Raw genomic sequence first — 26,111 nt, forward strand, 5'->3', positions numbered from 1 at the left:
AGGCGCCACCCGGCATCGCCACCAAGCCGGCGCACCAGCTTTTTGGTTTTCGGGTGGCCTGGCAGGCCCGTGGAAATTCGTGCATCAGTGGCCATCGGCTGAGCCCCCTATATCAAGAGCCTTCGCCGCAGCGAGGTATTCGGCGTATCGCGGCGGCTTCTTGCCCAGTAGAGCTAGTGTCCTGTCCCGTTAATTCGCCCGCATAGTCTGGCGAGTTTTTCGAGGATGGAGTCTGCTGTAGCTGTCCAAGTAAACGGCTGGCAGGACTGGTTGTAATTCGCGATGAATGTGTCGATCTTGTTGATCAGATCCTTCACGCTGGTGAACGAGCCACGGCGGATTGCCCGCGTGGTGATGATCGAGAAGAAGCGCTCGACCTGATTGAGCCAGCTTGAATAGGTCGGAACGAAGTGCATGTGCCAGCGAGGCCGCTCGGCCAACCAAGCGCGCACCTTTGGATGCTTGTGGCTGGCGTAGTTATCAGCTATGCAGTGCACATCCAGTTCGTCGGGCACTGCCTTGTCGATGGCGCGCAGGAAGGCAAGGAACTCTTGATGACGATGCCGGGGCCGGCACTGCGCGATCACTTGGCCATTCATCACGTTCAGGGCCGCGAACAAGGTGGTGGTGCCGTGGCGCACGTAGTCGTGCGTGACACCTTCGACATAGCCAAACCCCATTGGCAGCATCGGCTGCGTACGCTCCAAAGCTTGGCATTGGCTCTTCTCGTCCACGCACAGCACCAGCGCGTTGTCAGGTGGGTTCAGGTACAGCCCCACAACGTCGCGCAGCTTCTCGATGAACAGCGGATCGGTCGACAGCTTGAAGCTGTCGGCCCGGTGCGGCTTGAGGTTGAAGGTCTGCAGATAGCGCGCCACCGTGCTCTTGCTGATGCCCGTATCGGCGGCCAGCGTGCGGGTGCTCCAGTGGGTACCCCCATCAGCAGGCTTGGTGTGCAACGTCTTGGTAATCAACTCAGCAACACGCTCGTCATCTACCGTGCGGGGGCGACCCGGGCGCAACTCGTCGTAAAGCCCTGCAATGCGATGGCGCGCATAGCGCCCGCGCCACTTGGTGACAGTGCTACGACTGATCCCCAGAGCCTGCGCAACCGCGGTGCTGGCTTTATCTGTGCCTTCGCAAGTCAGCACGATGCGCGCCCTGAGCGACAACGCCGCTGGCAGCGAACGTGATCGCGCCATGGACGTCAGTTCCGCGCGCTCCACTTCACTAAGCGCAATTTCTGTTCGGGTCGTTGCATTGGGCATGGCGGCACCTCAAGGATGGCCCGAAACCATGCAGCTATCGTGCCTGCGAATTAACGGGACAGGACACTAGCTCGTCGGCGATGCGCAGGCGCTCCCGGATTGCCGTGCGACGCTTACTCTCGAGGTCCTGCAGGTGGTTCCGGCCCTCCGCTTGCGCCATCACAAGGGTGATTCGCCCGATGGGACGCTCCCCTGCAAGTTGCTTGGAGTGTGCGTAGATGGTGGAGCCCAAGCCGCCAATCTGGCTTTGCAAGGACTGAATGTGCAGCTCTTCGGGAGTCATGGGGCGCCAGGACGATCTCCAGCGCGCCTCCTCCTCTTTTTTCATCTCCACATCTTCGAGATGGACTCTCAGTTGTGCCAGTTCGGGGAAGCTCTTAACGCCGTCTCCACCTAGCCAGGACCACAGGTAAACCACTTGACCATCCGCCGGATCTGTCCTGAACACCTCGGCGTTGCATGCTGCGGCGCGCCGCCTGATGCTCACCCATGCGGCGCCGCTCATACCACGGCCCTCATGCTGACTCGGCCCGCAGCGCGCTCCATCCGCTCCGCAAGCTTGGCTTGCACGTTCACTGATTCGATGAACGCGCGCTGCAGTTCGGCCATCTCATCCTTGGGTTCGATCGGCTGCGCGGGTGCACAGCTCAATTCGCTCAGCATGAAATCAATGCCTGCCATGCAACCCTTGTCGCGCGCCAAGCGCAACAGCATCAACAGATGCTCGGGCGACAGACGCTCAGGCTTGTCCTCGTTCAAGCAGGCCAGTAGATGACGCTGGGCAGCGTCCACCGCCTTCTCAGGCCACAGCTTGTGCCCAACAACCTTGCTGCCGCCAGCGACTTTCACACACTCTATGAGCGCCTGATTGAAGCTCTCGTACTCACCCATGATCTGCTCCAGAAAATGCACCGTTCGCGGTCCTTCCCAAAAGTTGGGAACGCCGAGGAATGACATCAAAGAGGCGAAAAAAAACAATGCGGGTCATGACCACACCACGCCATTCCGACTTCGCCGCGGCACCCAGCGCCCGGCTTTTCCACACCAGCACCCGCACCCAGATGTCCACCAACATCGACCCAACCACGGGCCTGCGTACACGGCTGCTCGCCACATCCAGCATTGAGATGGCTTGGCAAAGCGGTGAGCTGTTACTGCGGGGCCGGGTGACGCGGACCAAGCTGGTTGACAGGGGCGATATGAGGCCCATGCCGCGCTGGCGGCGGGGGGAGCAGTGATGGGTATGGGTGCCCGCCCTCTTCCGCTCTACGATGGTGTTTCTCAGGCAACCATCACGAAAGAGAGCGGGCGAAATGACCCAAGACGAAGAGATCCTGAACCTGAAAGCGGACTTGGCAGGCGCACAGGTGGCCCTTGGCACGGCGATACGGGCGCTCATCAAGACTCACCCCCATCCAGACGCGTTACTCGCCGCAATTCACCGCGAGTACCAGGAGACGCTGGTGCTTTTGACCAACGGGCCAATGCCAGACCGGGCTCTGGAAGCGTTCCATGTGAGCTGGGAGTTGGTCGGCCCGGAAGACCCAGATGCGCAGCCATACGGCCCACCGCCCGGCTGATCGGGCGGAGCCGAACAGGGTCTGTGGGTGCTGCAGCGCCCCCGGCGGCGGGCGGGCGGGATAGCTTCGGCAGTGCCATTTCAGGCTCTGGCTCGCTTGGGCGCGAAGGGGGCAATTGGTCAGGCATGGGCGACGTCCTGAACCGCGGGAGCCTCTGCTTTGGAGGTCGCAGCATTGATGTCGATGTCCACAAGGAGATCCGGTCGCGCAAGCTCCAAGAACATCATTCGCGGCCGTGGAATGCCACTTTTCTTCCACTTCGTCACGCTTGGCACCGCAATGCCGAACAGGCGCGCAGCGGCGGAGGAACCGCCGAGCGCTCGAATGATTTGGGTAGCTTGAGCATTCATAAGGCGTTCATCTTAGCCTGGGCTAAAATAACACACAAGCCCAGGCTAATAATCAACTTGTTAGGCTAGGCTAATGACTACGTTGCAAAGCAGATTGGCTGAGATGTTTCCGGACCCGAAGCCACGCGGCCTGCAAGCCCAGATTCAGCGGCTATGCGGCGTGTCTGCCGCGAGCGTGTCGAACTGGTTCAGCAATCCGGAGAAGGTGACCACAATCAGCCGTGAGAACGCGGAGAAGCTGGTTGCTGAATTTCGGCTGTCCGTGTCTCCTGCGTGGCTCGCGGAGGGAAAGCTGCCGAAAACATCAGCCGATGGCCCGTCACCTCCGCTCGCTCCAGCTCCGCACGAGGCGCCAAGCGACGAACTGGGTGAGCCTACAGACCTCGTCATCACCGAATACGCTACGGGTTGCGGCATGGGCACTCGGGGTCAACTGCTTCTGGAAGAGCAGCCAGGCATCATCAAGAGCTGGCGCGTGACGCAAGAATGGCTGCGGTTGAACGTGCCCAACCACTCAGGCTTGCGAAACCTCTGCATCGTGACAGGGTTCGGGCCGTCAATGCGGCCGATGTTCAACCCAGGCGATCCGCTGCTGGTGGACACCGGGGTTCGGGTGGTCAACCATGAGGGCGTCTACTTTTTCCGGGTTGGCGATGAAGGCTTCATCAAAATGATCCAGCGAGTGCCCGAGTTCGATGGGCCCGGGTTCTGCCTGCGGATCATCTCCAAGAACCCCGACTACCCGCCCTACGACATTTCGCCGAAGAACCAGCACTTCGAAGTGCTGGGGAAGGTATTAACGGTGTGGCGCAGCGAGCAATATTGATACACAGGGGACAACACATCGAACAGAAAATTTAGCCTAGGCTATTTACTTTTTATTAGCCCAGGCTAAACTAGCTCCATCGCGCCGCATCCCGTGGCGCTCAAATGGAGCGAAGATGGACGCAATCGAACTTGACGCCCTCCTGCTGGCGTCGCCGGCGGATCACCAGCGCCGCAGCGCGTTGGCTCGTCGCGCAGCGGCTGACGGCCGCTGGCCCGCCGCGGCGTGCGGCCTGCGTCATGCCTCTGCCATGGCCCGTGAGTGGGCTGACAAGGCAATAAAGCTGGCCGACCGGTGTGATGCAGAGGCCGAGAGTGGCCGCATCGCCTCAACCGTGGCTCCAACGCTGGTCGAAATCGCCGAGCCCGGCACGTTGCTGGAGCAGGCTGGACCGGTGACGATCGAAGCGCTCGAGGCTGGCCTGCTGGCCCTGGCCCACCACCTGGGCCGAGAGCATGCCGTGCACACGCGGCGCGCCATGGCCAATGTGCAGCGTTCGCACGCGGCCGGGGTGTGACCATGCCTAGTGTCCTGTCCCGTTAATTCGCAGGCACGATAGCTGCATGGTTTCGGGCCATCCTTGAGGTGCCGCCATGCCCAATGCAACGACCCGAACAGAAATTGCGCTTAGTGAAGTGGAGCGCGCGGAACTGACGTCCATGGCGCGATCACGTTCGCTGCCAGCGGCGTTGTCGCTCAGGGCGCGCATCGTGCTGACTTGCGAAGGCACAGATAAAGCCAGCACCGCGGTTGCGCAGGCTCTGGGGATCAGTCGTAGCACTGTCACCAAGTGGCGCGGGCGCTATGCGCGCCATCGCATTGCAGGGCTTTACGACGAGTTGCGCCCGGGTCGCCCCCGCACGGTAGATGACGAGCGTGTTGCTGAGTTGATTACCAAGACGTTGCACACCAAGCCTGCTGATGGGGGTACCCACTGGAGCACCCGCACGCTGGCCGCCGATACGGGCATCAGCAAGAGCACGGTGGCGCGCTATCTGCAGACCTTCAACCTCAAGCCGCACCGGGCCGACAGCTTCAAGCTGTCGACCGATCCGCTGTTCATCGAGAAGCTGCGCGACGTTGTGGGGCTGTACCTGAACCCACCTGACAACGCGCTGGTGCTGTGCGTGGACGAGAAGAGCCAATGCCAAGCTTTGGAGCGTACGCAGCCGATGCTGCCAATGGGGTTTGGCTATGTCGAAGGTGTCACGCACGACTACGTGCGCCACGGCACCACCACCTTGTTCGCGGCCCTGAACGTGATGAATGGCCAAGTGATCGCGCAGTGCCGGCCCCGGCATCGTCATCAAGAGTTCCTTGCCTTCCTGCGCGCCATCGACAAGGCAGTGCCCGACGAACTGGATGTGCACTGCATAGCTGATAACTACGCCAGCCACAAGCATCCAAAGGTGCGCGCTTGGTTGGCCGAGCGGCCTCGCTGGCACATGCACTTCGTTCCGACCTATTCAAGCTGGCTCAATCAGGTCGAGCGCTTCTTCTCGATCATCACCACGCGGGCAATCCGCCGTGGCTCGTTCACCAGCGTGAAGGATCTGATCAACAAGATCGACACATTCATCGCGAATTACAACCAGTCCTGCCAGCCGTTTACTTGGACAGCTACAGCAGACTCCATCCTCGAAAAACTCGCCAGACTATGCGGGCGAATTAACGGGACAGGACACTAGCACCCACCGCACACCACTCCTCATGGACGCGGCCGCTGGCGAATTCGCGTTCAACAACGCTCAGTGGCACGCTCAGCAGTCGCGCTATTGGCGCCGCATGAAGATCGCGAAAGACGCAGCAGTTGCGCCAGGCCGCTGTGAGCACCACGCCCGCCGCCACGAGCGTCGCGTCATCGAGATCGCGCAGCAGTGCGAGGCTGCACTGGTCAGCCGTGCGCGAGACGCTGGAGTCTACGGATTCAAAACTGAAGGCGTGCGCAAACTGGTCAGCCATGCGCGCGACGCTGGAGCTACAGCATGAGCAGCGCACTACCAGCACCGGAACCAACCGCTGAGCACGATCTGTGGGAAGACGTCGATTTTTCGACCATCCCCCTGCCCACCGCGCTCCGCATTCAGCGAGCCATGATGGCCGACAGCGTCGCTGCCGCAGAGGCCAACCTGCAGATGCTGCAGGCGGCGGCGAGGCTGTTCGACCTGCGCTTCGGCTTCAATGGAAAGGCCGTTTGATGTCGCTCGCACAGCTTCCCCTACTTTCCGGCAGGTGCTTCCGAGCGGCAATGGAAATGGCAGTCGAGATGCCGCGTGAGGACATTGAGCGCGATCCGATGATCCTGGCCTTGATGCTTTCCAACACCGTGGACACCCTGGAAGGCCTCACTGCGGAGAAGGCCGACTTCTTTCTCCGTGTACTGGCGTGCCTGATCGTCGACTGGTCCGAGCGACTGGAAGGCAGCGGCGCCGAGACCCTTCGCATCCTGCTCTCTGCTCAGGATGCCGAGCAGCTCGTGGCCCGCGTGAAAGCGAGGCGTCCATGAACGGCTTCCGCCTATACCAGTTGTACCGCCGCGCTGGCAACGGCCCACGGAACTCCCTGCGCATGGCCGTCGGCCTGCTGTGGCGCATCTTCAATGCCCCACCCGCCTTTTCGCACCGCCACGCGCGGCCGTAACCCTTCCCAAACCATTCAAGGGATCATCCATGCCCACCTCCGACGAACTCACCCAGCGTGCCATCAAGCTCTACACCGGCAAACTCGGCGCTCAGCAGCCAGCTGCTGACCTGAGCGGCCCAGCCACGGCCGGCGGCCTCGACTACATCGTGCTTCGAAACCTGGGCGGCGTGCTCGCGGCCTACCGCGTGCTGCCCGTCAGCCGCGCGCTGAAGCGCTTGAAGCGCTGGCCTGCGACGCTGGACGATCAGCCGAACATTCAGGGCACAGGAGCGCAGGCATGACGGCCGAGACGACCAGCCGCGACAACGCTGCGTTGCGCGCGCTGTTCTCGCTGCCTCCCATCCAGCCCAGCACGAGTACCGCGCTGACGGTGCCCGAAGCACCAGCGCCGCTGGTGGTCACCGGCGATCGCGAACTCGACGCTGTGCTTTGGCTGCGCGACTGCATCACGACCGCGCACCCGGTGTTGATCGAGAAGGCTCTGGAAACGTTCAAGAAGGTCAAGACGCCGGCGGATGAATTGGAGAAGCGCTACACAGCCTACCTCGCCAGACTTTCAGGCAACAACTTCGGCGCCGTGCTCAAGGCCTTTGGCTTTGCCGATCTCGAGAGCCTGGCCAAGAGTTCGGTAGAGAAGTCGGCACAGCAGCACGACGCAGTTGCCCGTTTCGGGAGCATCGAGAACCTGTTGAAAGACATCCCCGCCGAGACTCGTTGCAAGGCGGCGCTCCGCGGCTTGAAGCGCGTCAAACGGTCCGACTGGCCGTTTCCGGAATACGACGCCGCCCAGGCCGACTCACGATTCGAGCAGAGCCCTGATCTTGCCGTGCATACGCTGGCTGACTGCATCTTCGCGCGGTCGTTCGGCAATACCTTGTACTGGTTGCGTCATGCGTGCTCCGACAACGCAGGAGACCACTGGGATCAGTTCCAGGAACACCAGGACTACTGCTTCCGCTCCATGGCGCGCATCCCCCCTAACTCGAAGGCGGAAGCCCTTGCGGTTCTGGATTACCTCGATGCCGAGGAGGCACACGACCACACCGAATCGCCAGCGATCCTGCGCAACCTGGTCGCCGGAGGGTGGAAGTAATTATGGGCATGGTGATTTCCCCCATCCCTTGCAGAAAGCGCCCCTTCCTGGGAGAGCTTCGCGAGCACTACGAAAGTTTCGTAGTGGTCCAAAACCTCCACCGCAGCGGTTTTGGATCATTCTAAGCGGACGTATCGCATACGGCTGGTCAGTTCGTCCGAAATCCGGCCGAAGGGGTCAGGTCCGATCTGACCCCTGAACCGGGTGAGCAGGCCAAATCAGGGCTTGGGCTTGCGAGCATTGGTACTCCGCTGCGGACCGTATTGTCTCGGCTGCGGAGTGGCGGGATCACCCTCTCCCAGAAGGCCGAAGCGTTCCTCCCTTGCGTCCATAAGCCGGCCGATATTGCCCACGATGATGACCTTTTTCATGGGTGCGTCGAGATCTGCAGAAGGCGCGCTGTCGTCAAGGTCTTCAAGATGGCTGGCGAAGTTCCGCAGAAGCTCGACTTTGCCCGCATCGGATCCGTCGATGATTTTCAACAAGGAATGGACAGCTCCACGCTGGTCTCGTTCGGACAGCCACTCGGCGGTGGATTTGGCGAGTCGCCGGTCCTCTTCATCGCGCTCGGATTCGACAGGTATTCGGCTGAGCGTCGACAGCAGGATTGTGGCCAGCAGGGTTCGAACATCGTCAGACATCTCAGCCACAGCTCTGAATTGCTTGGCCAGCGCCCGCTGAGCATCTGCCTCCGCCTCAAGAGCGATAAGCCGCCCCTCATCTACGGCGACCTTTTCAAATGTCTGTTGAAGCCTGGCCGCGATCTCAGAGTTCATGCTGCGCCCGCCAGCCTGCGCAGATGCTTCAATGCGAGCTTTCAGCGCTTCAGGAAGGCGGATCTTCATTTGGGGATCTTCGCGGCTCATGGATCGAATGATAGACCACGGTGGTTCAAAACCCCCACAACTTCATCAACCTATTGCAGCGTGGATCACGGTGGTTTACGATGCAACCAATGGACCACGGTGGTTCAGAAAGGCGCCAAGTGAGCGACACCAAAACTGAAGCCTGCCAATTCAAGGTACGGCTGCAGCAGCCTTTGAAAGAGTGGCTGCAAAAGCAGGCCAACGCAGCGAAGAGAAGCCTGACGGCAGAGATCGAATTGCGGCTGGAAGAAAGCCGTGCTCGCCAGCAAGCATTAGCTGAGGTCAATCGCCCACAGTAGCTCCACAAACGGCGAAGCCCAAGAGCGCTCTCACCTGCTCTCGGGCTTCTAGATCCAGAACCCTTGCAAGGAACGAATCATGACCGCGATTATCGCGCGCCCGTCTGTGGGCGCAACCCGAGCCACATCGGCGGCACGGACATATGGAAAAAAGACTGCTCCTGCCGCCGCGCCGGCAGCGGTCCAATCCAAAGATCTCTCCGACTGGAGGGACCTGATCCGCCACGAGCTTGATCAAGCCTACGAACTTCTCGCAACCGCATTGCATGCCACCGATGGACCACCGCCTTCCGGTTTACCGTCTGAGCTTTCCTCGCAGGCAGAGGTTGCAATTCGCGACATGCTGGTGGCGGAGGACACCGCCGCACCGTGGGAAGACGACATCACTGCGATCGCCGCATTAGATTGGCCTTGCTTCAGTATGCAAGCGGCAGCCATTCTGCAGCAGCAGGCCACCGGCGCATGCACTGTGGCGAAGGCGTACTCGGTCGTCAGCAATCGGTTGATAGCCGTCTGCGCTGCGCTGGAGCTCACCCACGACTTGGCCGCCATGGCTGCGCGGCTGCAGGAGGTCGTGCCCATGCCAATCCGCACAAATCCCCATCAGCCCGTCCGGGTCGGTCACGACTACGAGGACAACTTAGCTGAAGCCACCGGAGCAGTCGCAGTGATCGGGCGCAACATGCCCGGCTACGTGCTTTTCGAAAGCAAAGCATGCCTGATCAAATTCGTGGAAAAGAGCGCTTCGCAGGCCGCCTGCCTCAACCTCATGCTCGCCTACTTGGTCAACAAGATTGGTACGAACGATGGGCCAGACGGCGATTTCGTCGCTGACTTTGCAGACTTCGTGAGCGATCAAGTGTATGAACACCAGCAGGCCGTCGGCGCGCTGCTCAAAGCTGGAAGTGCAGCATGAACGCCGTCACTACCCCCACAAACGCACAGCAATCGAAAGCCCGGGCATCAGAAAAAACGGCGAATAAAGCGGCAGCCGCGGAGCACCTGAAGACCGAGCACTGCATTGAGGTGCTACGGATCGCGCTTGGGCAGGCGGCCGAGACGGAGGAAACTGCCTCTTGGACGGGTGAAAGCGACCGGTTGCTGCGCGTGGCGCACGAGTTGGCGGGTCGAATGATCGGACCCGCAGCCGGCTTGTGGTCGGATGGAACGATCGCCAACAGTGCGCACACCATTGCGGCATTGATCAAAGCCGCATTGCAGGTGCCAGGCGATACACCCTCGGAGGAACGTCGCGGATTGATTGAGCAAGCTCGCGTACAACTCGTGGCCTTGACCAACGACCCAACCGTGCTCAATGGCTGGGAGACCTACCCGCAGTCCAAAGGGCCGGCGTGGCAAACCAATCAGCACACCCGGGTGCTGGGAGTCGTGGCTGTGCAGGCCGACACCCTGAGCAGTTTCCTCGTCGCAGCGCGGATGCGTGCCGAGGGTGCCGGTAACCTCCAGGCGGTCGGGGATTTGCTGATGGCTCAGCTCGTTGCCGAGTTCATCGGGTCAATTGCTGATGAAGCATGTGGCTCTGTCTACTGCGGCGGCCCGATCGCGTGGGCTGGAGGAGAAAGCGCATGACAGACCAGCCTTCAAAACCGGGCAGCATGGTCGCGCGCCCCTCAGATGGTCCGGTTGCGGCAGCGGCCGCATCCATCTGCGCCATACCGCACGGCCAGCCTCACATCGATGCCGCGGCATGGTACGACCAACACGCCGAACTGGCCCACCGCCTGCTGCACCTAGCCGTTCGGGCAGCCACTCTGCCGCCGGGCGCAGAGGACAGAGAGGTTAACGAGGCCCTGGCAGCATTGCTGTTGCATGCTCGCGAGATCGTGGGGTACGAGCTGCCCACGCTGCTGGCCAAGGACGGCACTCACACTATTCCCTTCGAGCGATTCGCCACCGCCCGGGCCAAGGTCTCCGCGCTCCTTCTCGAGTTGGTCCGCACGCGGGCAGAACTGGCCGCGCTGCAGAGCGAAACGAAAGGCCCTGACCATGCTGGATGACGATGACAAAGCCGAGTGGCTCTCCGAGCACGAGTGGCTTGTGCACGAGTTGCTGCACGAAACGCGAAAGCTGGCGCGGTGTCTGGGCAAGGTAGACGGAGCAACCCAGCGAGGCTACGACATGGCATTGCAGGCGCTGCTCGCCCACGCCCGGAATGTGGATCCCCGCCATCTGGTGGTGGCCGGCCGCGGCGGCGTGGGCAGCATCCCGTACGCTTTGTACGCTGCTTCCCGCGCCGAGGTGCCCGCGCTACGGCGGGCGGCGCAGGAGGAGCAGGCCAACACCACGAAGCTCACACGCGACGACACGAAGGCGCTCTGGCACGCGGTCGAGGCACAGGGCGCAGTGATCAAGGACTGTCAGCGGCGGGGCTTCACGCTGGACGACCTGCACGCCGAGCGTGCAACCCGCGACGCTGCGCGCGCCGCGCTACGCAAGGTCAACGCCATCAGACAAGCGCAGGCGGAAGAACGCGCAGCCAGACGCGGGCGAGGAGAGCGAGAATGTCTTTGAAGCCTGAGCCGCTGGCCACCGAACTGCTGCAGCCGTCAGAGCTGCGGGACCTTACAGGCACGTCGAAAATCGACGAACAGGAGCGTATCCTGACCCAGGACGGCATTCCCTACCGACGCCGCGGCAATCGCATGCTGGTCAGCCGGCACCACACCCGCGAATGGCTGGCGGGCCGGGTCGTGACGCCCGCGCGCGGCGTGAACCTGGCGGCCGTGGTATGACCAACGCGCACCCTCGCCTGCGATCCCACACGCGCAAGCGCGCAAGCGGGAAGGTGGTGACCTATTACTTCTACGACCGGCGCCCAGAGGGTGTGCCCGACATCCCTCTGGGCGCCGACTACGACGTGGCAATGAGGAAGTGGGCCGAGCTGTACCACGACACAGGCCCGTCCATCGCCGGCACGCTTGAGGAGGCATTTGCGGGCTGGGAGTTGGAGGTGCTGCCCAAGTACGACAGCAAGGTGACCAAGGCCGGCTACTCGAAGCACTTGCGCCGCATTCGGCCAGTGTTTTCGGGCCAAGCACATGGGATCAGGTCACGCTGCCCATCCTCAAGGCCTACCTGCTCAAGCGCACGGCCAAGACCCAAGGAAACCGGGAAATGGCCCTGCTGTCGATCATCTGGAACTGGGCCCGGGGTGAAGGCTATACGGCGCTGCCTTGGCCGGCTGCTGGCATGGAGCGCAGCAAGTGGCGCAACAAAGAGAAGCCCCGAAAGATGAAGGTGCCGGACCACCTGTACGAGGCGATCTATGCGCAGGCCGACCAGCCACTGCGGGACTGCATGGACCTGGGCTCGGCCACTGGGATGCGGCTGACCGACTGCATTACCGTACTGATGCCGCGGGGCGATGTGCTGCACATGGAGGCCAGCAAAACCGGGAAAGAGGCAGAGTGGGACCTGAGCCTGTCGGCCACGCTGCCAGGCCTGCTAGCGCGCCGCCGCGCGATGAACGCCGACCACTTGATGCTGTTGTCCTGTCCGGACGGCAAGCCGCTGAACTTCACCCGGCTGCGCTACCGCTGGGACACGGCGCGCGAGCAAGCGGTGGTGGTAGCCGGCCTGGCCAACGACGATGACCTGGTGCGCGCCATTCGGGCGCTGTACCTACGCGACATGCGCAAGCGGGCGGCCCAGAAGTCGGAGGATCTGGAGGCGGCCTCGGCACTGCTGCAGCACTCGGACAAGCGCATCACAGAGCGCCACTACGGGGGCGTGCGCAAGCTGAAACCGGTGAGTTGAAACCTGTTCCGCTTTTGGCTTTTACCGAAGGGAGCTGGAAGGTGCGAAATGCGGAACGGATTGCCCGCAAACCCGCATGAATCCTCAATTTCTCGTGGGACTCAAAATCCCCCGCCGCAAGGCGTGCCGGTTCGATTCCGGCCCCGGGCACCATGGCTTTCTTGCCATGAATGCACAGCAGCTTGTTCCTCGGTGCACATCCTGCATACTCTGAATGAATGGCCCGCTTTCGTGGGCTTTTTGCTTTCAGCAGCCCGGCCCTCTCGACAGTACATAGCCAGGCACCGTGCTCGGATCCCCGACTCAAAACAAAAAGCCCCGATGCGTTGCCGCATCGGGGCTTTCTCATCCGCAGAGGCATCGCCTCCGCAGGCATTACTTCACGGCATCCTTGATGTTCTCTTTGACGTCGCCATAGTTCTTCTGGGTGGTGCCCTCGACCTGCTTGGCAACGCCCTTGGCTTGCTGCTCGGGGCTGTTGATCAGCTCGCCGGTCTTTTGTTGAACCTTGCCTGCCACGTCCTTCAATGCGCCCTTGACTTGATCGGTGTTCATGGTGATTCCTTTCGGTGAGGTAAGTGCAAAACAAAATGGCTTTGCATGACCTGAAGGCTAAGACCCGATCCGCAGGGCCCGCGCGGGCGGAAGCCATCCGTTGGCGTCAGCAACTGCCTACACAAGAAAAAACCCGCAGCGCGGGTGGCGTGCGGGTCGGCAGATTTCGAAAGCAGTTTTCAATTAAAACTGGATCGCGGCACTGATTGTTCGATGCAGTACTGGGCTCAAGCGGCTGAAAGGCTCATTTGGTCCACTTGCGTTGCACCTTGGGTTTGACCCGGATGTCCACGGCCTTGCGCACTTCGGGGCGGCCGGTTTCCGCATTGGTGTCCACCACGTCTTCGAGGGCGATCTTCTCCACCTCGGAGTCCGTCTGCTCTTCCAGCTTTTCCAGCACGGCACCCACACGCTTTTCCGCGTCGGACACCTCCCGCTCGGTACCTCCGCGATTCATCGGAGGCTCCCTGCAGCATGGCCGCTCGCGTACTGCACATGCGGTGGTTCATCCGCCTGTTCGGGCGGGGGCGCGGGCACATCGGGCTCGACGGGCAGATCGGCCTTGCCAGGAGCGGGAGGATGGGAGGCCATGGGAGGATGGAAAGGTTGTTGGCGGGCGGTACAGCGTGCCGGGTGCCGGCGTCGGGATGCGGACCGAGATGCTCTGTTTCCTGCAGCTCAGAGACCGCTCATGACCGAAGCGGCCAAGTAGGCGATTCCAAGGCTGGAAAACAGCATGAATCCGGCGAGGACAGTCAGAGTTTCTTTCATATGTTCAATCCTTCAATAGGAACAGACCATCGGAAGCAAGCTATGACTGGCATCCACGACGCTGGGGGCACAAAAAGGGTGAGAAGAATCTCCTTATGTCAGCGGGTGGGTCCGCTGCCGAACTGCTTGCCACCGCCGGAATTCTTGTTCACCGTGGCCCAGGCCCGGCGCTTGGCCTCCGGCTCGCTGAGACCCTGGTGTTCATCACTGTCTTCGATGTGTTCGGTTTGGCGTTTTTGCTTGTTTGTGTACGCCGACTTGTCACCTCTTGGCATGGCTGCTCCTCGGATGGGTTTGTCGTGCCGCTTGGGGTTCAACACGCCGTGAAGCAGCACAGGCGATACCTTAAAACCGCCCCCGCGGGTCGTCTGTAGGACGAAGGCGTTTGCAGCAGGGTCTCAGGACCCGGGCACCATGGAAAAAACCCGGCGGCCTCTCCATGGCTGGAGGGGCGGCGCCGGGTGCGGACACCGGCATGGGGCCGGGTCGGATCGATGGGCGAAGGCTGGCGGTCAGCTTTCCTGGCGGCGGATCAGTTGGCGGCCCGCGTCGGTGATGGCCAGATCGCCGGCCGGATTCTTGGCCACGTAGCCGCGTTCGTAGAGCCGTCCGGACAGGTGGTGCGTGAGCGCCTCGGGCACGCTGATGGCACGGCCCAGCTCCAGTTGCTTGAGCGCTTCGAGCTCATCCACCGTGGGGTCGAAATGCGGTGCGTGATAAACGGTTCCCATGAAGCTTTCTCCTTGTTGGTTGCACAGACGCTGCAGTTCGTTGGTCCACGGCCTAGCGCTTGAGCTGCAGCTGACCAAAGGGTAGCCGCGCTGTCACCCGCGCGCAATCGGCCGGCGGAGCGGAAGGCGCCCGAGGACTCAACTCGCGGCCATGTCCTGCAACCAGTGGGCGAAGGCGGCTAGCACGGGGGGCTGGGGCTGCGCCGGGGTGATGAGGTAGTAGGCGCGTTCGCCGCGCAGGGGCCGCTCGCAGGCCAGCACCAGTTCGCCCCGGGCCCGCTCGGCCTCGATCAGCAACGGGGGCATGAGCGCCACGCCCAGCCCGTGCGAAGCGGCCACGGCCAGCATGGAAAACAGCTCGTAGCGCGGCCCGTCGAGTGCGCGCGGCGCCTGCACGTCCATCGCCTCGAACCATTGCCGCCATCCGTAGGGGCGCGTGGTCTGCTGCAGCAGCGGCAGGCCCGCCAGCGCCTGGGGTTCGAGCGGCCGCCCGCCGGGCAACAGGCGCGGGCTGCACACGGGCACCACGTCTTCCTGCAAGAGCCGCATCGCCTGCGTACCCGGCCAGTTGCTGACCTGCTCGGGCGTGCCGGCATACAGCGCGGCGTCGAATCCGGTGTCGGCGAACAGGAAGGGCCGCGTGCGCGTCTCGATGTGCACGACGATGTCCGGATGCGCCTGGGCCAGCAGGGGCAAGCGCGGGATCAGCCAGCGCGTGGCGAAGGTGGGCACCGCGGCCAGCGCGATCGACCCGCCCTGCCCCTGGTGCGCCATCACGTCCAGCGTGTCGCGCTCCAGCCCCTGCAGCCAGCGGCCCACCTGCCGCGCGTAATGGGTGCCCGCCGGGGTGAGCGCCACGCCGTGCCGCGTGCGGCGGAACAGCGCCACGCCCAGGAAATCCTCCAGTGCCATGATCTGCCGCGACACGGCGCCCTGGGTGAGCGCCAGTTCCTGGGCCGCGCGGGTGTAGCTTTCATGGCGGGCCGCAGCCTCGAAGCAGGCCAGGGACTGGGTGGAGGGCAAGGTTCGGCGCATGGCGCGATTGTGCCGAAACCCCGACCCCACTGGCCATTCAGATATGAATTGATCGCATGTCTGGATGCAGCATCCTCGCTTGCACCGCGCGATCCATGCGCCTACCATCGCATCAACCCGGCCGCCCATGCGCTTTTCGCACACCGGCACCGATCCGAACCAACCTTCCCCGGAGACACCCCCCCCATGGCCCACGCCGCCTTCCAATGGAGCGACCCGTTCCTGCTCGACCAGCAACTGACCGACGACGAGCGCATGGTTCGCGACGCCGCCGCCGCCTTCTGCCAGGACAAGCTCGCACCGCGCGTGCTGGAGCAGTTCCGCCATGAAAAGACCGACATCGCCATCTTCCGCGAGATGGGCGAAGTGGGCCTGCTGGGCCCCACCATTCCCGAGCAGTACGGCGGCCCCGGCCTGAACTACGTGGCCTACGGCCTCATCGCCCGCGAGGTCGAACGCGTGGACTCGGGCTACCGCTCGATGGCCAGCGTGCAAAGCTCCCTCGTGATGGTGCCGATCCACGAGTTCGGCACCGAGGCGCAAAAACAGAAGTACCTGCCCAAGCTGGCCAGCGGCGAGTGGATCGGCTGCTTCGGCCTGACCGAGCCGGACCACGGCTCCGACCCCGGCAGCATGGCGTCGCGCGCCAAGAAGGTGCCGGGCGGCTATTCGCTGTCGGGCGCCAAGATGTGGATCACCAACAGCCCGATCGCCGATGTGTTCGTGGTCTGGGCCAAGGAAGTGTCCGAGGCCGGCGCGGTCGGCCCGATCCGCGGGTTCGTGCTCGAAAAGGGCATGAAGGGCCTGAGCGCCCCTGCCATCCACGGCAAGGTGGGCCTGCGCGCCAGCATCACCGGCGAGATCGTGATGGACGAAGTGTTCGTGCCCGAGGAAAACGCCTTTCCCGAGGTGCAGGGCCTCAAAGGCCCCTTCACCTGCCTGAACAGCGCCCGCTACGGCATCGCCTGGGGCGCGCTGGGCGCGGCGGAATTCTGCTGGCACACCGCCCGCCAGTACACGCTGGACCGCAAGCAGTTCGGCCGGCCTCTGGCGGCCAACCAGCTCATCCAGAAGAAGCTGGCCGACATGCAGACCGAGATCGCCATCGGCCTGCAGGCCTGCCTGCGCCTGGGCCGCATGAAGGACGACGGCACCGCCTCGGTCGAGGCCACGTCCATCATCAAGCGCAACAGCTGCGGCAAGGCGCTGGACATCGCCCGCATGGCGCGCGACATGATGGGCGGCAACGGCATCAGCGACGAGTTCGGCGTGGCGCGCCACCTGGTGAACCTGGAGGTGGTCAACACCTACGAGGGCACGCACGATGTGCACGCGCTGATCCTGGGCCGGGCCCAGACCGGCATCGCTGCCTTCGCGAACTGAACCGGCAAACCGACCCACGCGCCCCGGCCTGGACCGCCAGGGCGGGCGCTGCGGGGCAGTTCATGGCCTTTCAGGCCTCCAGCGCAATCAGTACTAGGGCGTATTGCTACATTTTTCATAGCAAAGCGATTTCTGCATGACCACGACCCCCCAAGCCCCGGCGGGCGCCCTCGCCGGCATCCGCGTGCTCGATCTGTCCCGCGTGCTCGCCGGCCCCTGGTGCACCCAGGTGCTGGCCGATCTGGGGGCGGACGTGGTCAAGGTGGAACGCCCCGGCGTGGGCGACGACACGCGCCACTGGGGCCCGCCGTTCCTGAAGGACGATGCGGGCAACGACACGGCGCAGGCCGCCTACTTCACGGCCTGCAACCGCAACAAGCGCTCGGTCACCATCGACATGGCCACGCCCGAGGGGCAGGCGCTGATCCGCCAGATGGCGCAGCAGGCCGACGTGGTGGTGGAGAACTTCAAGGTCGGCGGTCTGCGCCAGTACGGACTGGACCACGCCAGCCTGCGCGCGGCCAACCCGCGGCTCATCTACTGTTCGGTGACCGGCTTCGGCCAGGACGGGCCCTACGCCGAGCGCGCCGGCTACGACCTCATGATCCAGGCCATGACGGGCCTGATGAGCATCACCGGCCGGGCCGATGGCGAGCCCGGCGCCGGCCCGCTGCGCGTGGGAGTGGCCGTGATCGACCTGTTCACCGGGCTGTACGCCAGCAACGCCATCCTGGCTGCGCTGCACGTGCGCGAGCGCACCGGCGAAGGCCAGCACATCGACATGGCGCTGCTGGACGTGGGCATGGCCGTGCTCGCCAACCAGGCCTCGGGCTTCCTGGCCACCGGGCAGGCGCCAACCCGCCAGGGCAATACGCACCCCAGCCTCGTGCCCTACCAGGACTTTCCCACCGCCGACGGCGCCATGCTGCTGGCCATCGGCAACGACGGGCAGTTCGCGCGGTTCTGCGCGGCGGCCGGCCGGCCGGAATGGGCGCAGGACGCCCGGTTCGCCACCAACCCGCTGCGGGTCAAGCACCGGGCCGAGCTGGTCCCTGCCCTGCAGGAGGTCACCCGCACCCGTACCACGGCCGACTGGATTGCCCTGCTGCAGGACAAGGCCGTGCCCTGCGGCCCGGTCAACACGCTGGCCGAGGCGTTCGACGACCCGCAGGTGCAGGCCCGGGGCCTGCGCGTGGAGCAGGCCCGGTGGCCACAGGGCGAGCCCGGCGACGGCATCGGCCGCATCGCCGGGGTGGCGAGCCCGCTGCGGCTGTCCGCCACGCCGCCGGTGCTGCACCGGGCGCCCCCGGCCCTGGGACAGCACACCGACGAGGTGCTGGCGGGCCTGGGGCTGGACGCCGAACGCATTGCGCAACTGCGCGCGGCGAACGTGGTTTAGCCCGTCCCAGGCCGATGGCATCGGCCTCCCCAGAAAAAAGCCTTGCCTTCGCGCAAGGCTTTTTTCATGGCGCGCTCCGCTGGGTGGAAAGTGAAAAATGATTTTTATGATAAAAATGATATTTCAATACACTCCATCCATCCGATAGCCCAGGGCGCTCCTCACGAAGGGGTGCCCTCCCACTCCCTCAGGGATCTTCCGATGAAGCTCAGCCGAAAACTCCCGCTCGTTTTTACATTGGCCCTCTTGCTGCTCTTCGCCGCTGCGCTGTTCGGCCTTGGCCGGCTGAACACGGCCCTGACCACTTACCAGACCACGGTCTCCACCCATACCCAGCAAGAGCGGATGGCCGCCGACGTGCTGGGCGACTTCCGGGTCCAGGTACAGGAGTGGAAAAACACACTGCTGCGGGGCAAGGACGATGCGCAGCTGTCGCGCTATTGGGCTGCCTTCGCGAAAAGCGAAGGGGCCGTGCAAGCCCAGGCGCGCAAGCTGCTGGGCGACTTGCCCGCGGGCGATGCGCGTGAGCGGGTGGGCCAGTTCCTGACGGCACACGAACGCATGGGGGTGGCCTACCGCAAAGGGTTCGAAACATTCAAGGCATCGGGCCGGGACCCGGCCGCGGGCGATCAAGCCGTGCAGGGAATGGACCGGGAACCGGCGCAACTGCTGGAGCAGACGGGCGACCTGATCAGCAAAGCCAGCGCGGCCGTGTCCCTGGAGGCTGCGACGGCGGCGCGCCAGGCCAACTGGATCAGCCTGACCGTGATGCTGGTCGTGTGCGGGGCCAGCGTCTTCGGCGCGGTGCTGTTCAGCCGCACCGTCACGCAACCGCTGGGCAACGCGGTGCGCATTTCGGAAGCCGTGGCCTCCGGCGACCTGACCCAGGCCACCCACACCCGCGGACAGGATGAAATCGCCCAGTTGCTGAACGCACTCCATGCGATGCAGACCAGCCTGTCTCAGGTGGTGAGCAAAGTGCGCGATAACGCAGACAGCGTGGCGAGCGCCAGCAGCGAGATCGCGCAGGGCAACAACGACCTTTCGGCCCGCACCGAGCAGCAGGCCAGCGCCCTGGAGGAAACCTCGGCCTCCATGGAGGAACTCAGCTCCACCGTGACGGCCAACGCGGAAAACGCCCGGCAGGCCAACCAGTTGGCCCTGAACGCATCGACCGTGGCCTCCAAGGGCGGCGATGTGGTGTCGGAAGTGGTGAGCACCATGCGCGGCATCAACGACAGCAGCCGCAAGATCGCCGACATCGTGGGTGTCATCGACGGCATCGCCTTCCAGACGAACATCCTGGCATTGAACGCCGCCGTGGAAGCAGCGCGGGCCGGCGAGCAAGGGCGCGGCTTCGCGGTGGTGGCCAGCGAGGTGCGCCAATTGGCCCAGCGCAGCGCCGAGGCCGCCAAGGAAATCAAGACCCTGATCCATGCCAGCGTCACGCGCATGCAGCAGGGATCGGTGCTGGCCGACGAGGCGGGCACTACGATGGGCGAGGTGGTCGCGTCGATCCGGCGCGTCACCGACATCGTGGCCGAGATCAGCGCCGCCAGCAGCGAACAAAGCGCCGGTGTGTCCCAGGTGGGCGAGGCCGTCATGCAGATGGATCAGGCCACCCAGCAGAACGCCGCGCTGGTGGAACAGAGCGCCGCGGCGGCGGACAGCCTGAAGCAGCAGGCGCAGCAACTGGTACAGGCCGTGGCGGTCTTCCGATTGCGCCCCCACGGCGATCCCTCGGGCTCCCGGCCGGGGGGCACCTTGAAGGCCGCGTGAGCTGTGAGCCCGGAAGGACTCCAGGCTATGGAGCCCCCGCGTGATACCCATTGCCGCTCTCGCTGGCAAGAAGATTGCATCGCACTCCCTCGAATCGGAGCGCGGGCGCAACACGGGAAAATATTAGGACCGGGCCTACACCATCACGCTCTAAAATTTGTAAACACGCGTATCCAATGCGAAGGAGGCAGCGATGAAGGCAGTGCAGCAGGAAATTGACGAGCGGACCAACCTCACCGGAACCAACAAATTCGAGTTGCTGCTCTTTCGGTTGGGCATCGACGAAAACCTGGGCAAGTCCGAGCTGTTCGGCATCAACGTCTTCAAGATCCGCGAGATCGTGGCGATGCCCAGCATCACGCCCATCGCAGGCGCCACGCCGCACTCGCTGGGTGTGGTCAATCTGCGCGGCCAGATCATTCCGGTGCTCGACCTGCCCTCCATCGTCGGCTGCAAGCCGCAGACCGGTCTGAACATCATGCTGGTGACCGAATATGCGCGCACCACGCAAGCCTTCGCCGTGGAATCGGTGGAAGACATCGTGCGCCTGGACTGGAAGCAGGTGCTCTCCGCCGAAGCCAGCGGCACCGGCGGCCAGCTGGTGACCAGCATCGCGCGGCTGGACGGCAACACCGACGGCTCCCGTCTGGCGCAGGTGCTGGACGTGGAAGCCATCTTGCAGATGGTCTCGCCGTCCGACGAGCACAAGGTCGATCCCGAGAAGGTCGGCCCCCGCCTCAAACTCAAGCCCGGCACCATGATCCTGGCCGCCGACGATTCGTTCGTGGCCCGCTCGCTCATCGAAAAGGAACTGCAGGCCCTGCACGCACCTTACGAAATGACCAAGTCGGGCAAGGAAGCGTGGGACCGGCTGAACGCCATCGCCCGCGCCGCCGAGGCCGATGGCAAGACCGCCGCCGATCGCGTGGCGCTGGTGCTGACTGACCTGGAAATGCCCGAGATGGACGGCTTCACGCTCACCCGCAACATCAAGCAGGATGCGCGCCTGAACAAGATTCCGGTGGTCATCCACTCCTCGCTGTCGGGCTCGGCCAACGAGGACCATGTGCGCAGCGTGGGGGCCGATGGCTACGTGGCGAAGTTCGTCGCGGAAGACCTGGCCGAGACCATGCGCCGCGTGCTGCCCAAGTAAGTCAATCAATCCAGCCAACCCAGCGCCGCAGGGGCCACAGCGGCCTCGCCGCCGCTCAGCGCGGCCGCGGGTAGCCGTTCTCCACCCAGGCCGCCGCGCTGGCGTTGGTGAGCACGAAGCCGGGCGACACGCTCACGCGGGCCAGCAGTTCGTCGTCCGGTGCCGAATGCGCACTGAGCGTTGCGGTGGGATGCTCATCGTCCGGCTCGATGGCCAGCGACACGCGCACGCGCTGGTCCCGCACGGTGACCGTGACGCTCTTGTTCAACTGGGCATGCAGTTGCTGCTCATGGCGGCGCAGCACCTCCGACGCGGTCTTGACCAGCGTGTGGAAGGCCGAGACATCCAGCGGCTTGGGATTCTTCTTGTCACGCCCCATGGTCCAGGGGCCGACCAGCGCGGGCTCCGACTCTCCCCGCAGCGTCATCTCGACGGCCCAGCCGTCGTCGTCTTCGTTCTTGACGACGCGCGCGGTCCAGCGCTCATCGCTCCACAGACGGGGTTCCTGCACGGGGGTGGGTTCTGAGTCTTCGGTCATGTCGGCCAGTTGGGGCCTTCGGCCGCACCGAGGCCGTCCGAAGGCAAAGCCGCAGAGTGTAGAGCGGGACGCGCATGGCACACCTCCAGAGGCCCGATCCATCTCCATCCATCCGGGAGGCCGTCGCATAGACTGCCCGGATGATCCTGGAAACCGCTCCGCTCACCATCCGCCCCGGGCAGAACGCCGCCTTCGAGCAGGCCTTCGCCGAGGCGCAGGGCCTCATCGCCCGCATGCCCGGATACCTTTCGCACGAACTGCACCACTGCGTGGAGCGCCCGCAGGAATACCTGCTGCTGGTGCGCTGGACCACGGTCGAGGCGCACGAACAAGGCTTTCGGCAGTCACCGCAATACCACGCGTGGAAGTCGCTGCTGCACGGTTTCTACGATCCGTTCCCGACCGTGCTGCATTACGCCCCCGTAGCCGGCCTGCAAAATGCCCCTGCCGCGCCCCACGCCGCCACCGTGTGAAGACGGGGCAAAGCCTGACAATGGCGCCCGCGCAAGGTCAACCAAAATGGTCATCAGCGCGTCACACACGGGCGCGGCGTGTCGCCTGACCGCCGCCGTCACCCATCGGCCGCCAGACGCTCCCTGCAGCGCGGCCACCAGCCAGCGAGGCCTTTCCATGTTCCACCCCGCCCTCCGAATCCTTGCCGCCGGCACCCTGGCCGTGCTGGCCACGGGCTGCGCGGTGCCCGGCGACCCCTACTACGAGCCCGCCTATCCGTCTGCCAACTATCCGGCAACGCCATCCTATCCCTACCCGACCAATGGCTCAACGTCGATCACCGTGTACGAACAGCCGGCCTATGGCTACAGCCGGCCCGCCTACCCCGTCTATGTACCCACGCCCGTGCCGGCGTATGGCTGGGACCGCCGTGACGATCGCCGGGACGACTGGCGTGAACGGCAGATGCGCGAAGACCGCGAGCGCGCCTGGCGCGACCGCCGGGACCGCGAGGCCCGGGAAGCGCGCGACGCCGACCGCCGCCGCGACAGGGACCGGGACGGCCAGCGTGCGGATGCCGACCGGCGCCGCGCCGAGATGGATCGTCAGCGCGCTGAACTGGATCGCCAGCGCCGCGAACAGGCCGACCGCCAGCGCGGCGAGGACCGCCGCCCGCCGGGCGCGCAAGACCAGCGGCCGGCACCGGGTTGGCGCCTGGAGCAAAATCCCCAGAACCGGCCTTGACCGCCCGGCTCCACCGACCTGAACCGACCGATCGCCCACAGGAAACGGCCATGATCCAGCGCCCTGTCTTCCTAGCCCCTCGCTCTGCCGCATGGCGCCTTGGCGCCGCGCTGGCGGTGGCGGCGTGCGCTGCGGCCCCCTTGGCCACCCATGCCCAGGTGATGCGCTGCACCGACCCCGTCTCCGGCAAGGTCACCTACACCGACGGAGCCTGCGACAAAGGCACGGCCGCACGCGAGGTCGAGGCCCGCAAGAGCCGCGAGGAAATCGAGGAGGAGCGGGCCCAGGCCCTGCAGGCGTTGCAGCTCAAGCAGCAGCGCCAGCAGATCGAGCGCCAGGAAGCCCAGCAGGAGGCACGCCAGGAACGCGAGCGCGCCGCCGCCCGGGCCCCGGCCGATCCGTCCCGATCCCCCGAATGCGCCCGTTCGCGCCGCAACCTCGACCGGGTGGCCAGCGAATCGGGCGGGGGCAATTACGACGGCCAGGCCCGCCTGACGGCCGCCCAGCGCCAGATGGACCTCGACTGCCTCGGCCCGCAGGGCTACGCGGAAGTCGAACGGTCACGCAATTACAGCGGCGGCAGTGGCGACTACTACGCGCCCCCCGCCGTCGTGGTGCTGCCGCCCCGGCGCCCGGTGGTGGTCCAGCCGGCGCTCCCGGTGCCCTCCGCGCCGATTTCGCACTGCAACGTGTTCCGCTGCTACGACCAGCAAGGAAACGTCCACCCGCGCTGATGCGTGCGGGTGGGCGCGTCAGGTTGCGCGCAGGCCCTGGGTCACGGTCGGGTAGCGCAGCACCACGCGCAGCTCCTTGCGCAGCCGCGTGGCATCCAGCCGGCGCGACTCGCCCATGAAGCTCAGTTGCGGCGCGGGCAACTGCGCCTTCGCATCGCTGCGCGCGATGCGCGGCGGGCGCGGCAACCCGTACAGGTCTGCGGCCAGATCGAAGTAATCGCCCATCTTCATGTCGCTCGCATCGCTCACGTGGTACACGCGCTGCGGCTGGCCGCGCCACAGGGCCGCCACGCAGGCGCGAGCCAGGTCGTCGGCATGGACGTGGTTGGTGTAGACATCGTCCTCGGGCAGCAGCACCGGGGTGCCGCGGCGCAGGCGGGCTTCAGGCGTGCCGCCTTCGCGGTCGGGCGCATAGATGCCGGGAATGCGCAGGATGCTGGCGCGCACGGCGCTGCGGCCCAGGTGGCGCACGGCGCGCTCGGCATTCACCCGCCGTTGCGCGCGGGAGGTGGCGGGCGCGACGGGGCGCACCTCGGTCACCCACGCGCCGCTGCAATCGCCATACACCCCGCTGGTCGATCCGTACACCAGCGCGCGCGGCAAGGTGCGCAGGCGCAGCGCCCGCGCCAGGGCGACCGTGCGGCCGTCATACCCTTTGGCGGCGCCGGCCACCGCATCGCCCGGCGGGGGCGCCAGGTGCAGGACGCGGGTGGCCAGGCCGGACAGGCGGCGCAGGCTGGGCACATCGTCCAGGTTGCCCAGCAGGGGAGTGATGCCGGCGGCGCGCAACGGCGCCATGCGTTCAGGACTGGAAGTCAGGGCCAGCACCCGGGGCCGGGGCCCGCCGGCCGATGCACCCAGCACCCGGGCGGCCCGCAGCCCCACGTCGCCACAGCCGATGATGAGCACGCGCTGGCGGCGAAAGCGGGCCGGCAGGGCCCCGAGGGGGCTTTGGTTTGAGGGCAAAATCGGATCCGTTTGGCGAGAAGAACCTCCAAGGATACCCACTCCATGACCCCCGCAGAGACGGCCGCAGCCGCCCACCAGATCACCGTACAGCCCAGCGGCCGGGCCTTTGCCGCCCAGCCCGGCGAATCCATTCTGGCCGCGGCCATCCGCAGCGGCGTGGGCCTGCCCTATGGCTGCAAGGATGGGGCCTGCGGCTCGTGCAAGTGCAAGAAGCTCAGCGGCTCCGTGGCCCATGGCGAGCACCAGTCCAAGGCCCTGAGCGCGGCCGAGGCCGACGCGGGCTTCGTGCTCACCTGCTGCGCCCAGCCGCTGACCGACGTGGTGCTCGAATCGCGCCAGGTGACCGATGAGAGCTCCTACCCCATCAAGAAGCTGCCGGTGCGCGTGTCCACGCTCACGCGGGTGTCGCACGACGTCATGCAGGTGCGCCTGCAGTTGCCCGCAGCGGACACGTTCCGCTACCACGCCGGCCAGTACATCGAATTCATCCTGCGCGACGGCGCGCGCCGCGCGTACTCCATGGCCAACGCGCCCCACACCCAGGCCGACGCGCCGGGGCTGGAACTGCACATCCGCCACATGGCGGGCGGGCGCTTCACCGACCACGTGTTCGGCGCCATGAAGGAAAAGGAAATCCTGCGCGTGGAAGGCCCCTTCGGCAGCTTCTTCCTGCGCGAGGACAGCCCCAAGCCCATCATCCTGCTGGCCTCGGGCACGGGCTTCGCCCCGATCAAGGCGCTGCTCGAACACATTCAGGCCAAGCGCATCGAGCGCCCGGTCACGCTGTACTGGGGTGGCCGCCGTCCCGGCGATCTGTACATGGATGGCTGGGTGCGCGAGCGCATGGCCACGATGCCCCAACTGGCCTATGTGCCCGTGGTGTCCCATGCCTTGCCGGAAGACGCCTGGGCGGGCCGCACGGGCTTCGTGCACCAGGCGGTGATGGACGACCATGCCGACCTGTCGGGCCACCAGGTCTATGCCTGCGGCGCCCCCATCGTGGTCGATACGGCACGGGTGGTGTACAGCGCGGAGCGCCAGCTCCCCCCCGATGAGTTCTACGCGGATGCCTTTACATCCGAGGCCGACAAGCACGGGGCGAGCGAGCCTTCCGCCCAACCCTCCGGAGCCACCTCAGGCTAACGCGGTCCGGGCGCCAGCTTGC

39 protein-coding genes are annotated in these 26,111 nt (G+C 64.9%); 26 read left to right on the forward strand and 13 right to left on the reverse strand.

Annotated elements, in window-relative coordinates:
• Positions 1–173: 173 nt before the first annotated feature.
• The 3 genes from M5C96_RS17650 to M5C96_RS17660 are packed head-to-tail and all read right to left on the reverse strand — an operon-like array spanning position 174 to position 2,225.
• A complete protein-coding gene (locus M5C96_RS17650) occupies positions 174–1,268 on the reverse strand; it encodes an IS630 family transposase (RefSeq protein ID WP_272563777.1) in 1,095 nt (364 codons plus the stop codon).
• 34 nt (positions 1,269–1,302) lie between these two features.
• A complete protein-coding gene (locus M5C96_RS17655) occupies positions 1,303–1,773 on the reverse strand; it encodes a hypothetical protein (RefSeq protein ID WP_272564425.1) in 471 nt (156 codons plus the stop codon).
• A complete protein-coding gene (locus M5C96_RS17660) occupies positions 1,770–2,225 on the reverse strand; it encodes a hypothetical protein (protein ID WP_272564426.1) in 456 nt (151 codons plus the stop codon). Before M5C96_RS17660 ends, M5C96_RS17655 begins: the two co-directional genes overlap by 4 nt.
• A 29-nt stretch (positions 2,226–2,254) precedes the next feature.
• Between M5C96_RS17660 and M5C96_RS17665 the strand changes: the two genes are divergently transcribed.
• Together M5C96_RS17665 and M5C96_RS17670 are read left to right on the forward strand one after the other, a co-directional pair.
• Positions 2,255–2,506, forward strand: coding sequence for a hypothetical protein (locus M5C96_RS17665; protein WP_272564427.1), 252 nt, complete (start codon positions 2,255–2,257; stop codon positions 2,504–2,506).
• A gap of 75 nt (positions 2,507–2,581) precedes the next feature.
• Positions 2,582–2,848, forward strand: a complete 267-nt coding sequence (locus M5C96_RS17670; protein ID WP_272564428.1) for a hypothetical protein — start codon at positions 2,582–2,584, stop codon at positions 2,846–2,848.
• A gap of 119 nt (positions 2,849–2,967) precedes the next feature.
• Here M5C96_RS17670 and M5C96_RS17675 read toward each other — a convergent pair whose 3' ends face one another.
• Entirely contained in the window at positions 2,968–3,198 is a 231-nt protein-coding gene (locus M5C96_RS17675) for a hypothetical protein (protein ID WP_272564429.1), read from the reverse strand.
• A gap of 73 nt (positions 3,199–3,271) precedes the next feature.
• Here M5C96_RS17675 and M5C96_RS17680 point away from each other — a divergent pair, with 73 nt between their 5' ends.
• The 9 genes from M5C96_RS17680 to M5C96_RS17720 all read left to right on the forward strand — a co-directional run bounded on the left by M5C96_RS17680 (position 3,272) and on the right by M5C96_RS17720 (position 7,760).
• Complete coding sequence (locus M5C96_RS17680; protein WP_272564430.1) at positions 3,272–4,024, forward strand: LexA family transcriptional regulator; 753 nt, start codon at positions 3,272–3,274, stop codon at positions 4,022–4,024.
• A 115-nt stretch (positions 4,025–4,139) separates the two neighbouring features.
• A complete protein-coding gene (locus M5C96_RS17685) occupies positions 4,140–4,541 on the forward strand; it encodes a hypothetical protein (protein ID WP_272564431.1) in 402 nt (133 codons plus the stop codon).
• A 76-nt stretch (positions 4,542–4,617) separates the two neighbouring features.
• Positions 4,618–5,712: an IS630 family transposase gene (locus tag M5C96_RS17690; RefSeq protein WP_272563777.1), complete on the forward strand. Its 1,095-nt coding sequence runs from the start codon at positions 4,618–4,620 to the stop codon at positions 5,710–5,712.
• 22 nt (positions 5,713–5,734) lie between these two features.
• Complete coding sequence (locus M5C96_RS17695) at positions 5,735–6,013, forward strand: hypothetical protein (RefSeq protein WP_272564432.1); 279 nt, start codon at positions 5,735–5,737, stop codon at positions 6,011–6,013.
• Entirely contained in the window at positions 6,010–6,222 is a 213-nt protein-coding gene (locus M5C96_RS17700; RefSeq protein WP_272564433.1) for a hypothetical protein, read from the forward strand. Before M5C96_RS17695 ends, M5C96_RS17700 begins: the two co-directional genes overlap by 4 nt.
• A gap of 50 nt (positions 6,223–6,272) precedes the next feature.
• The gene (locus tag M5C96_RS17705) at positions 6,273–6,530 is read left to right on the forward strand and encodes a hypothetical protein (RefSeq protein WP_272564434.1); all 258 of its coding nucleotides are present in this window, start codon (positions 6,273–6,275) and stop codon (positions 6,528–6,530) included.
• Positions 6,527–6,664 (forward strand): hypothetical protein, encoded by a 138-nt coding sequence (locus tag M5C96_RS17710; RefSeq protein ID WP_272564435.1) that lies wholly within the window; start codon positions 6,527–6,529, stop codon positions 6,662–6,664. Before M5C96_RS17705 ends, M5C96_RS17710 begins: the two co-directional genes overlap by 4 nt.
• Before the next feature lie 29 nt (positions 6,665–6,693).
• On the forward strand, positions 6,694–6,948 hold the full coding sequence (locus tag M5C96_RS17715; protein ID WP_272564436.1) for a hypothetical protein: 255 nt from the start codon (positions 6,694–6,696) through the stop codon (positions 6,946–6,948).
• The gene (locus M5C96_RS17720; RefSeq protein ID WP_272564437.1) at positions 6,945–7,760 is read left to right on the forward strand and encodes a hypothetical protein; all 816 of its coding nucleotides are present in this window, start codon (positions 6,945–6,947) and stop codon (positions 7,758–7,760) included. The genes M5C96_RS17715 and M5C96_RS17720 overlap by 4 nt, the downstream gene beginning before the upstream one ends.
• Before the next feature lie 218 nt (positions 7,761–7,978).
• Here M5C96_RS17720 and M5C96_RS17725 read toward each other — a convergent pair whose 3' ends face one another.
• Entirely contained in the window at positions 7,979–8,626 is a 648-nt protein-coding gene (locus M5C96_RS17725; RefSeq protein WP_272564438.1) for an Arc family DNA-binding protein, read from the reverse strand.
• 119 nt (positions 8,627–8,745) lie between these two features.
• On the opposite strand from M5C96_RS17725, the gene M5C96_RS17730 reads away from it, so the two are divergent.
• The 7 genes from M5C96_RS17730 (at position 8,746) to M5C96_RS17760 (ending at position 12,702) form a co-directional block, all read left to right on the forward strand.
• Entirely contained in the window at positions 8,746–8,925 is a 180-nt protein-coding gene (locus M5C96_RS17730; protein ID WP_272564439.1) for an Arc family DNA-binding protein, read from the forward strand.
• Between the two features lie 79 nt (positions 8,926–9,004).
• Complete coding sequence (locus M5C96_RS17735; protein WP_272564440.1) at positions 9,005–9,841, forward strand: hypothetical protein; 837 nt, start codon at positions 9,005–9,007, stop codon at positions 9,839–9,841.
• Positions 9,838–10,515: a hypothetical protein gene (locus M5C96_RS17740; RefSeq protein ID WP_272564441.1), complete on the forward strand. Its 678-nt coding sequence runs from the start codon at positions 9,838–9,840 to the stop codon at positions 10,513–10,515. The genes M5C96_RS17735 and M5C96_RS17740 overlap by 4 nt, the downstream gene beginning before the upstream one ends.
• Entirely contained in the window at positions 10,512–10,943 is a 432-nt protein-coding gene (locus tag M5C96_RS17745) for a hypothetical protein (RefSeq protein WP_272564442.1), read from the forward strand. The genes M5C96_RS17740 and M5C96_RS17745 overlap by 4 nt, the downstream gene beginning before the upstream one ends.
• Positions 10,933–11,457 carry a hypothetical protein gene (locus M5C96_RS17750; RefSeq protein WP_272564443.1) on the forward strand — a complete coding sequence of 175 codons (525 nt, stop codon included), beginning with the start codon at positions 10,933–10,935 and terminating at the stop codon, positions 11,455–11,457. The genes M5C96_RS17745 and M5C96_RS17750 overlap by 11 nt, the downstream gene beginning before the upstream one ends.
• Positions 11,448–11,678, forward strand: coding sequence for a DUF4224 domain-containing protein (locus tag M5C96_RS17755; RefSeq protein WP_272564444.1), 231 nt, complete (start codon positions 11,448–11,450; stop codon positions 11,676–11,678). The genes M5C96_RS17750 and M5C96_RS17755 overlap by 10 nt, the downstream gene beginning before the upstream one ends.
• Before the next feature lie 382 nt (positions 11,679–12,060).
• Entirely contained in the window at positions 12,061–12,702 is a 642-nt protein-coding gene (locus M5C96_RS17760; protein ID WP_272564445.1) for an integrase, read from the forward strand.
• Between the two features lie 375 nt (positions 12,703–13,077).
• Here M5C96_RS17760 and M5C96_RS17765 read toward each other — a convergent pair whose 3' ends face one another.
• From M5C96_RS17765 to M5C96_RS17790, 6 genes are all read right to left on the reverse strand, one after another.
• Positions 13,078–13,257 (reverse strand): CsbD family protein, encoded by a 180-nt coding sequence (locus M5C96_RS17765; RefSeq protein WP_272564446.1) that lies wholly within the window; start codon positions 13,255–13,257, stop codon positions 13,078–13,080.
• A 244-nt stretch (positions 13,258–13,501) separates the two neighbouring features.
• Positions 13,502–13,714, reverse strand: a complete 213-nt coding sequence (locus M5C96_RS17770) for a hypothetical protein (RefSeq protein WP_272564447.1) — start codon at positions 13,712–13,714, stop codon at positions 13,502–13,504.
• Complete coding sequence (locus M5C96_RS17775; protein WP_272564448.1) at positions 13,711–13,848, reverse strand: hypothetical protein; 138 nt, start codon at positions 13,846–13,848, stop codon at positions 13,711–13,713. The genes M5C96_RS17770 and M5C96_RS17775 overlap by 4 nt, the downstream gene beginning before the upstream one ends.
• Before the next feature lie 278 nt (positions 13,849–14,126).
• The gene (locus M5C96_RS17780) at positions 14,127–14,303 is read right to left on the reverse strand and encodes a hypothetical protein (protein ID WP_272564449.1); all 177 of its coding nucleotides are present in this window, start codon (positions 14,301–14,303) and stop codon (positions 14,127–14,129) included.
• 237 nt (positions 14,304–14,540) lie between these two features.
• The gene (locus M5C96_RS17785; RefSeq protein ID WP_272548552.1) at positions 14,541–14,759 is read right to left on the reverse strand and encodes a hypothetical protein; all 219 of its coding nucleotides are present in this window, start codon (positions 14,757–14,759) and stop codon (positions 14,541–14,543) included.
• A 138-nt stretch (positions 14,760–14,897) separates the two neighbouring features.
• Positions 14,898–15,794 carry a LysR substrate-binding domain-containing protein gene (locus M5C96_RS17790; RefSeq protein WP_272564450.1) on the reverse strand — a complete coding sequence of 299 codons (897 nt, stop codon included), beginning with the start codon at positions 15,792–15,794 and terminating at the stop codon, positions 14,898–14,900.
• 186 nt (positions 15,795–15,980) lie between these two features.
• Here M5C96_RS17790 and M5C96_RS17795 point away from each other — a divergent pair, with 186 nt between their 5' ends.
• From M5C96_RS17795 to M5C96_RS17810, 4 genes are all read left to right on the forward strand, one after another.
• Positions 15,981–17,177 (forward strand): acyl-CoA dehydrogenase, encoded by a 1,197-nt coding sequence (locus M5C96_RS17795; RefSeq protein ID WP_272564451.1) that lies wholly within the window; start codon positions 15,981–15,983, stop codon positions 17,175–17,177.
• Positions 17,178–17,313: 136 nt separating this feature from the next.
• On the forward strand, positions 17,314–18,576 hold the full coding sequence (locus tag M5C96_RS17800) for a CaiB/BaiF CoA transferase family protein (protein WP_272564452.1): 1,263 nt from the start codon (positions 17,314–17,316) through the stop codon (positions 18,574–18,576).
• 201 nt (positions 18,577–18,777) lie between these two features.
• Positions 18,778–20,355 (forward strand): methyl-accepting chemotaxis protein, encoded by a 1,578-nt coding sequence (locus M5C96_RS17805; RefSeq protein ID WP_272564453.1) that lies wholly within the window; start codon positions 18,778–18,780, stop codon positions 20,353–20,355.
• A gap of 193 nt (positions 20,356–20,548) precedes the next feature.
• Positions 20,549–21,508 carry a chemotaxis protein gene (locus M5C96_RS17810; protein ID WP_272564454.1) on the forward strand — a complete coding sequence of 320 codons (960 nt, stop codon included), beginning with the start codon at positions 20,549–20,551 and terminating at the stop codon, positions 21,506–21,508.
• 55 nt (positions 21,509–21,563) lie between these two features.
• On the opposite strand, the gene M5C96_RS17815 is transcribed toward M5C96_RS17810, so the two are convergent.
• Positions 21,564–22,046 carry a hypothetical protein gene (locus M5C96_RS17815; protein ID WP_272564455.1) on the reverse strand — a complete coding sequence of 161 codons (483 nt, stop codon included), beginning with the start codon at positions 22,044–22,046 and terminating at the stop codon, positions 21,564–21,566.
• A 140-nt stretch (positions 22,047–22,186) separates the two neighbouring features.
• Between M5C96_RS17815 and M5C96_RS17820 the strand changes: the two genes are divergently transcribed.
• The 3 genes from M5C96_RS17820 (at position 22,187) to M5C96_RS17830 (ending at position 23,977) form a co-directional block, all read left to right on the forward strand.
• A complete protein-coding gene (locus M5C96_RS17820) occupies positions 22,187–22,519 on the forward strand; it encodes an antibiotic biosynthesis monooxygenase family protein (protein WP_272564456.1) in 333 nt (110 codons plus the stop codon).
• Positions 22,520–22,676: 157 nt separating this feature from the next.
• Entirely contained in the window at positions 22,677–23,243 is a 567-nt protein-coding gene (locus tag M5C96_RS17825) for a hypothetical protein (RefSeq protein WP_272564457.1), read from the forward strand.
• Between the two features lie 50 nt (positions 23,244–23,293).
• The gene (locus M5C96_RS17830) at positions 23,294–23,977 is read left to right on the forward strand and encodes a DUF4124 domain-containing protein (protein ID WP_272564458.1); all 684 of its coding nucleotides are present in this window, start codon (positions 23,294–23,296) and stop codon (positions 23,975–23,977) included.
• A gap of 18 nt (positions 23,978–23,995) precedes the next feature.
• Here the strand turns inward: M5C96_RS17830 and M5C96_RS17835 are convergent, their stop codons facing one another.
• On the reverse strand, positions 23,996–24,943 hold the full coding sequence (locus tag M5C96_RS17835) for an NAD-dependent epimerase/dehydratase family protein (protein WP_272564459.1): 948 nt from the start codon (positions 24,941–24,943) through the stop codon (positions 23,996–23,998).
• Between the two features lie 45 nt (positions 24,944–24,988).
• On the opposite strand from M5C96_RS17835, the gene M5C96_RS17840 reads away from it, so the two are divergent.
• Positions 24,989–26,089 carry a CDP-6-deoxy-delta-3,4-glucoseen reductase gene (locus M5C96_RS17840; protein ID WP_272564460.1) on the forward strand — a complete coding sequence of 367 codons (1,101 nt, stop codon included), beginning with the start codon at positions 24,989–24,991 and terminating at the stop codon, positions 26,087–26,089.
• Positions 26,090–26,111: the final 22 nt, after the last annotated feature.

It is taken from the genome of Acidovorax sp. GBBC 1281 (assembly GCF_028473645.1).
Taxonomy (GTDB): domain Bacteria; phylum Pseudomonadota; class Gammaproteobacteria; order Burkholderiales; family Burkholderiaceae_C; genus Paracidovorax.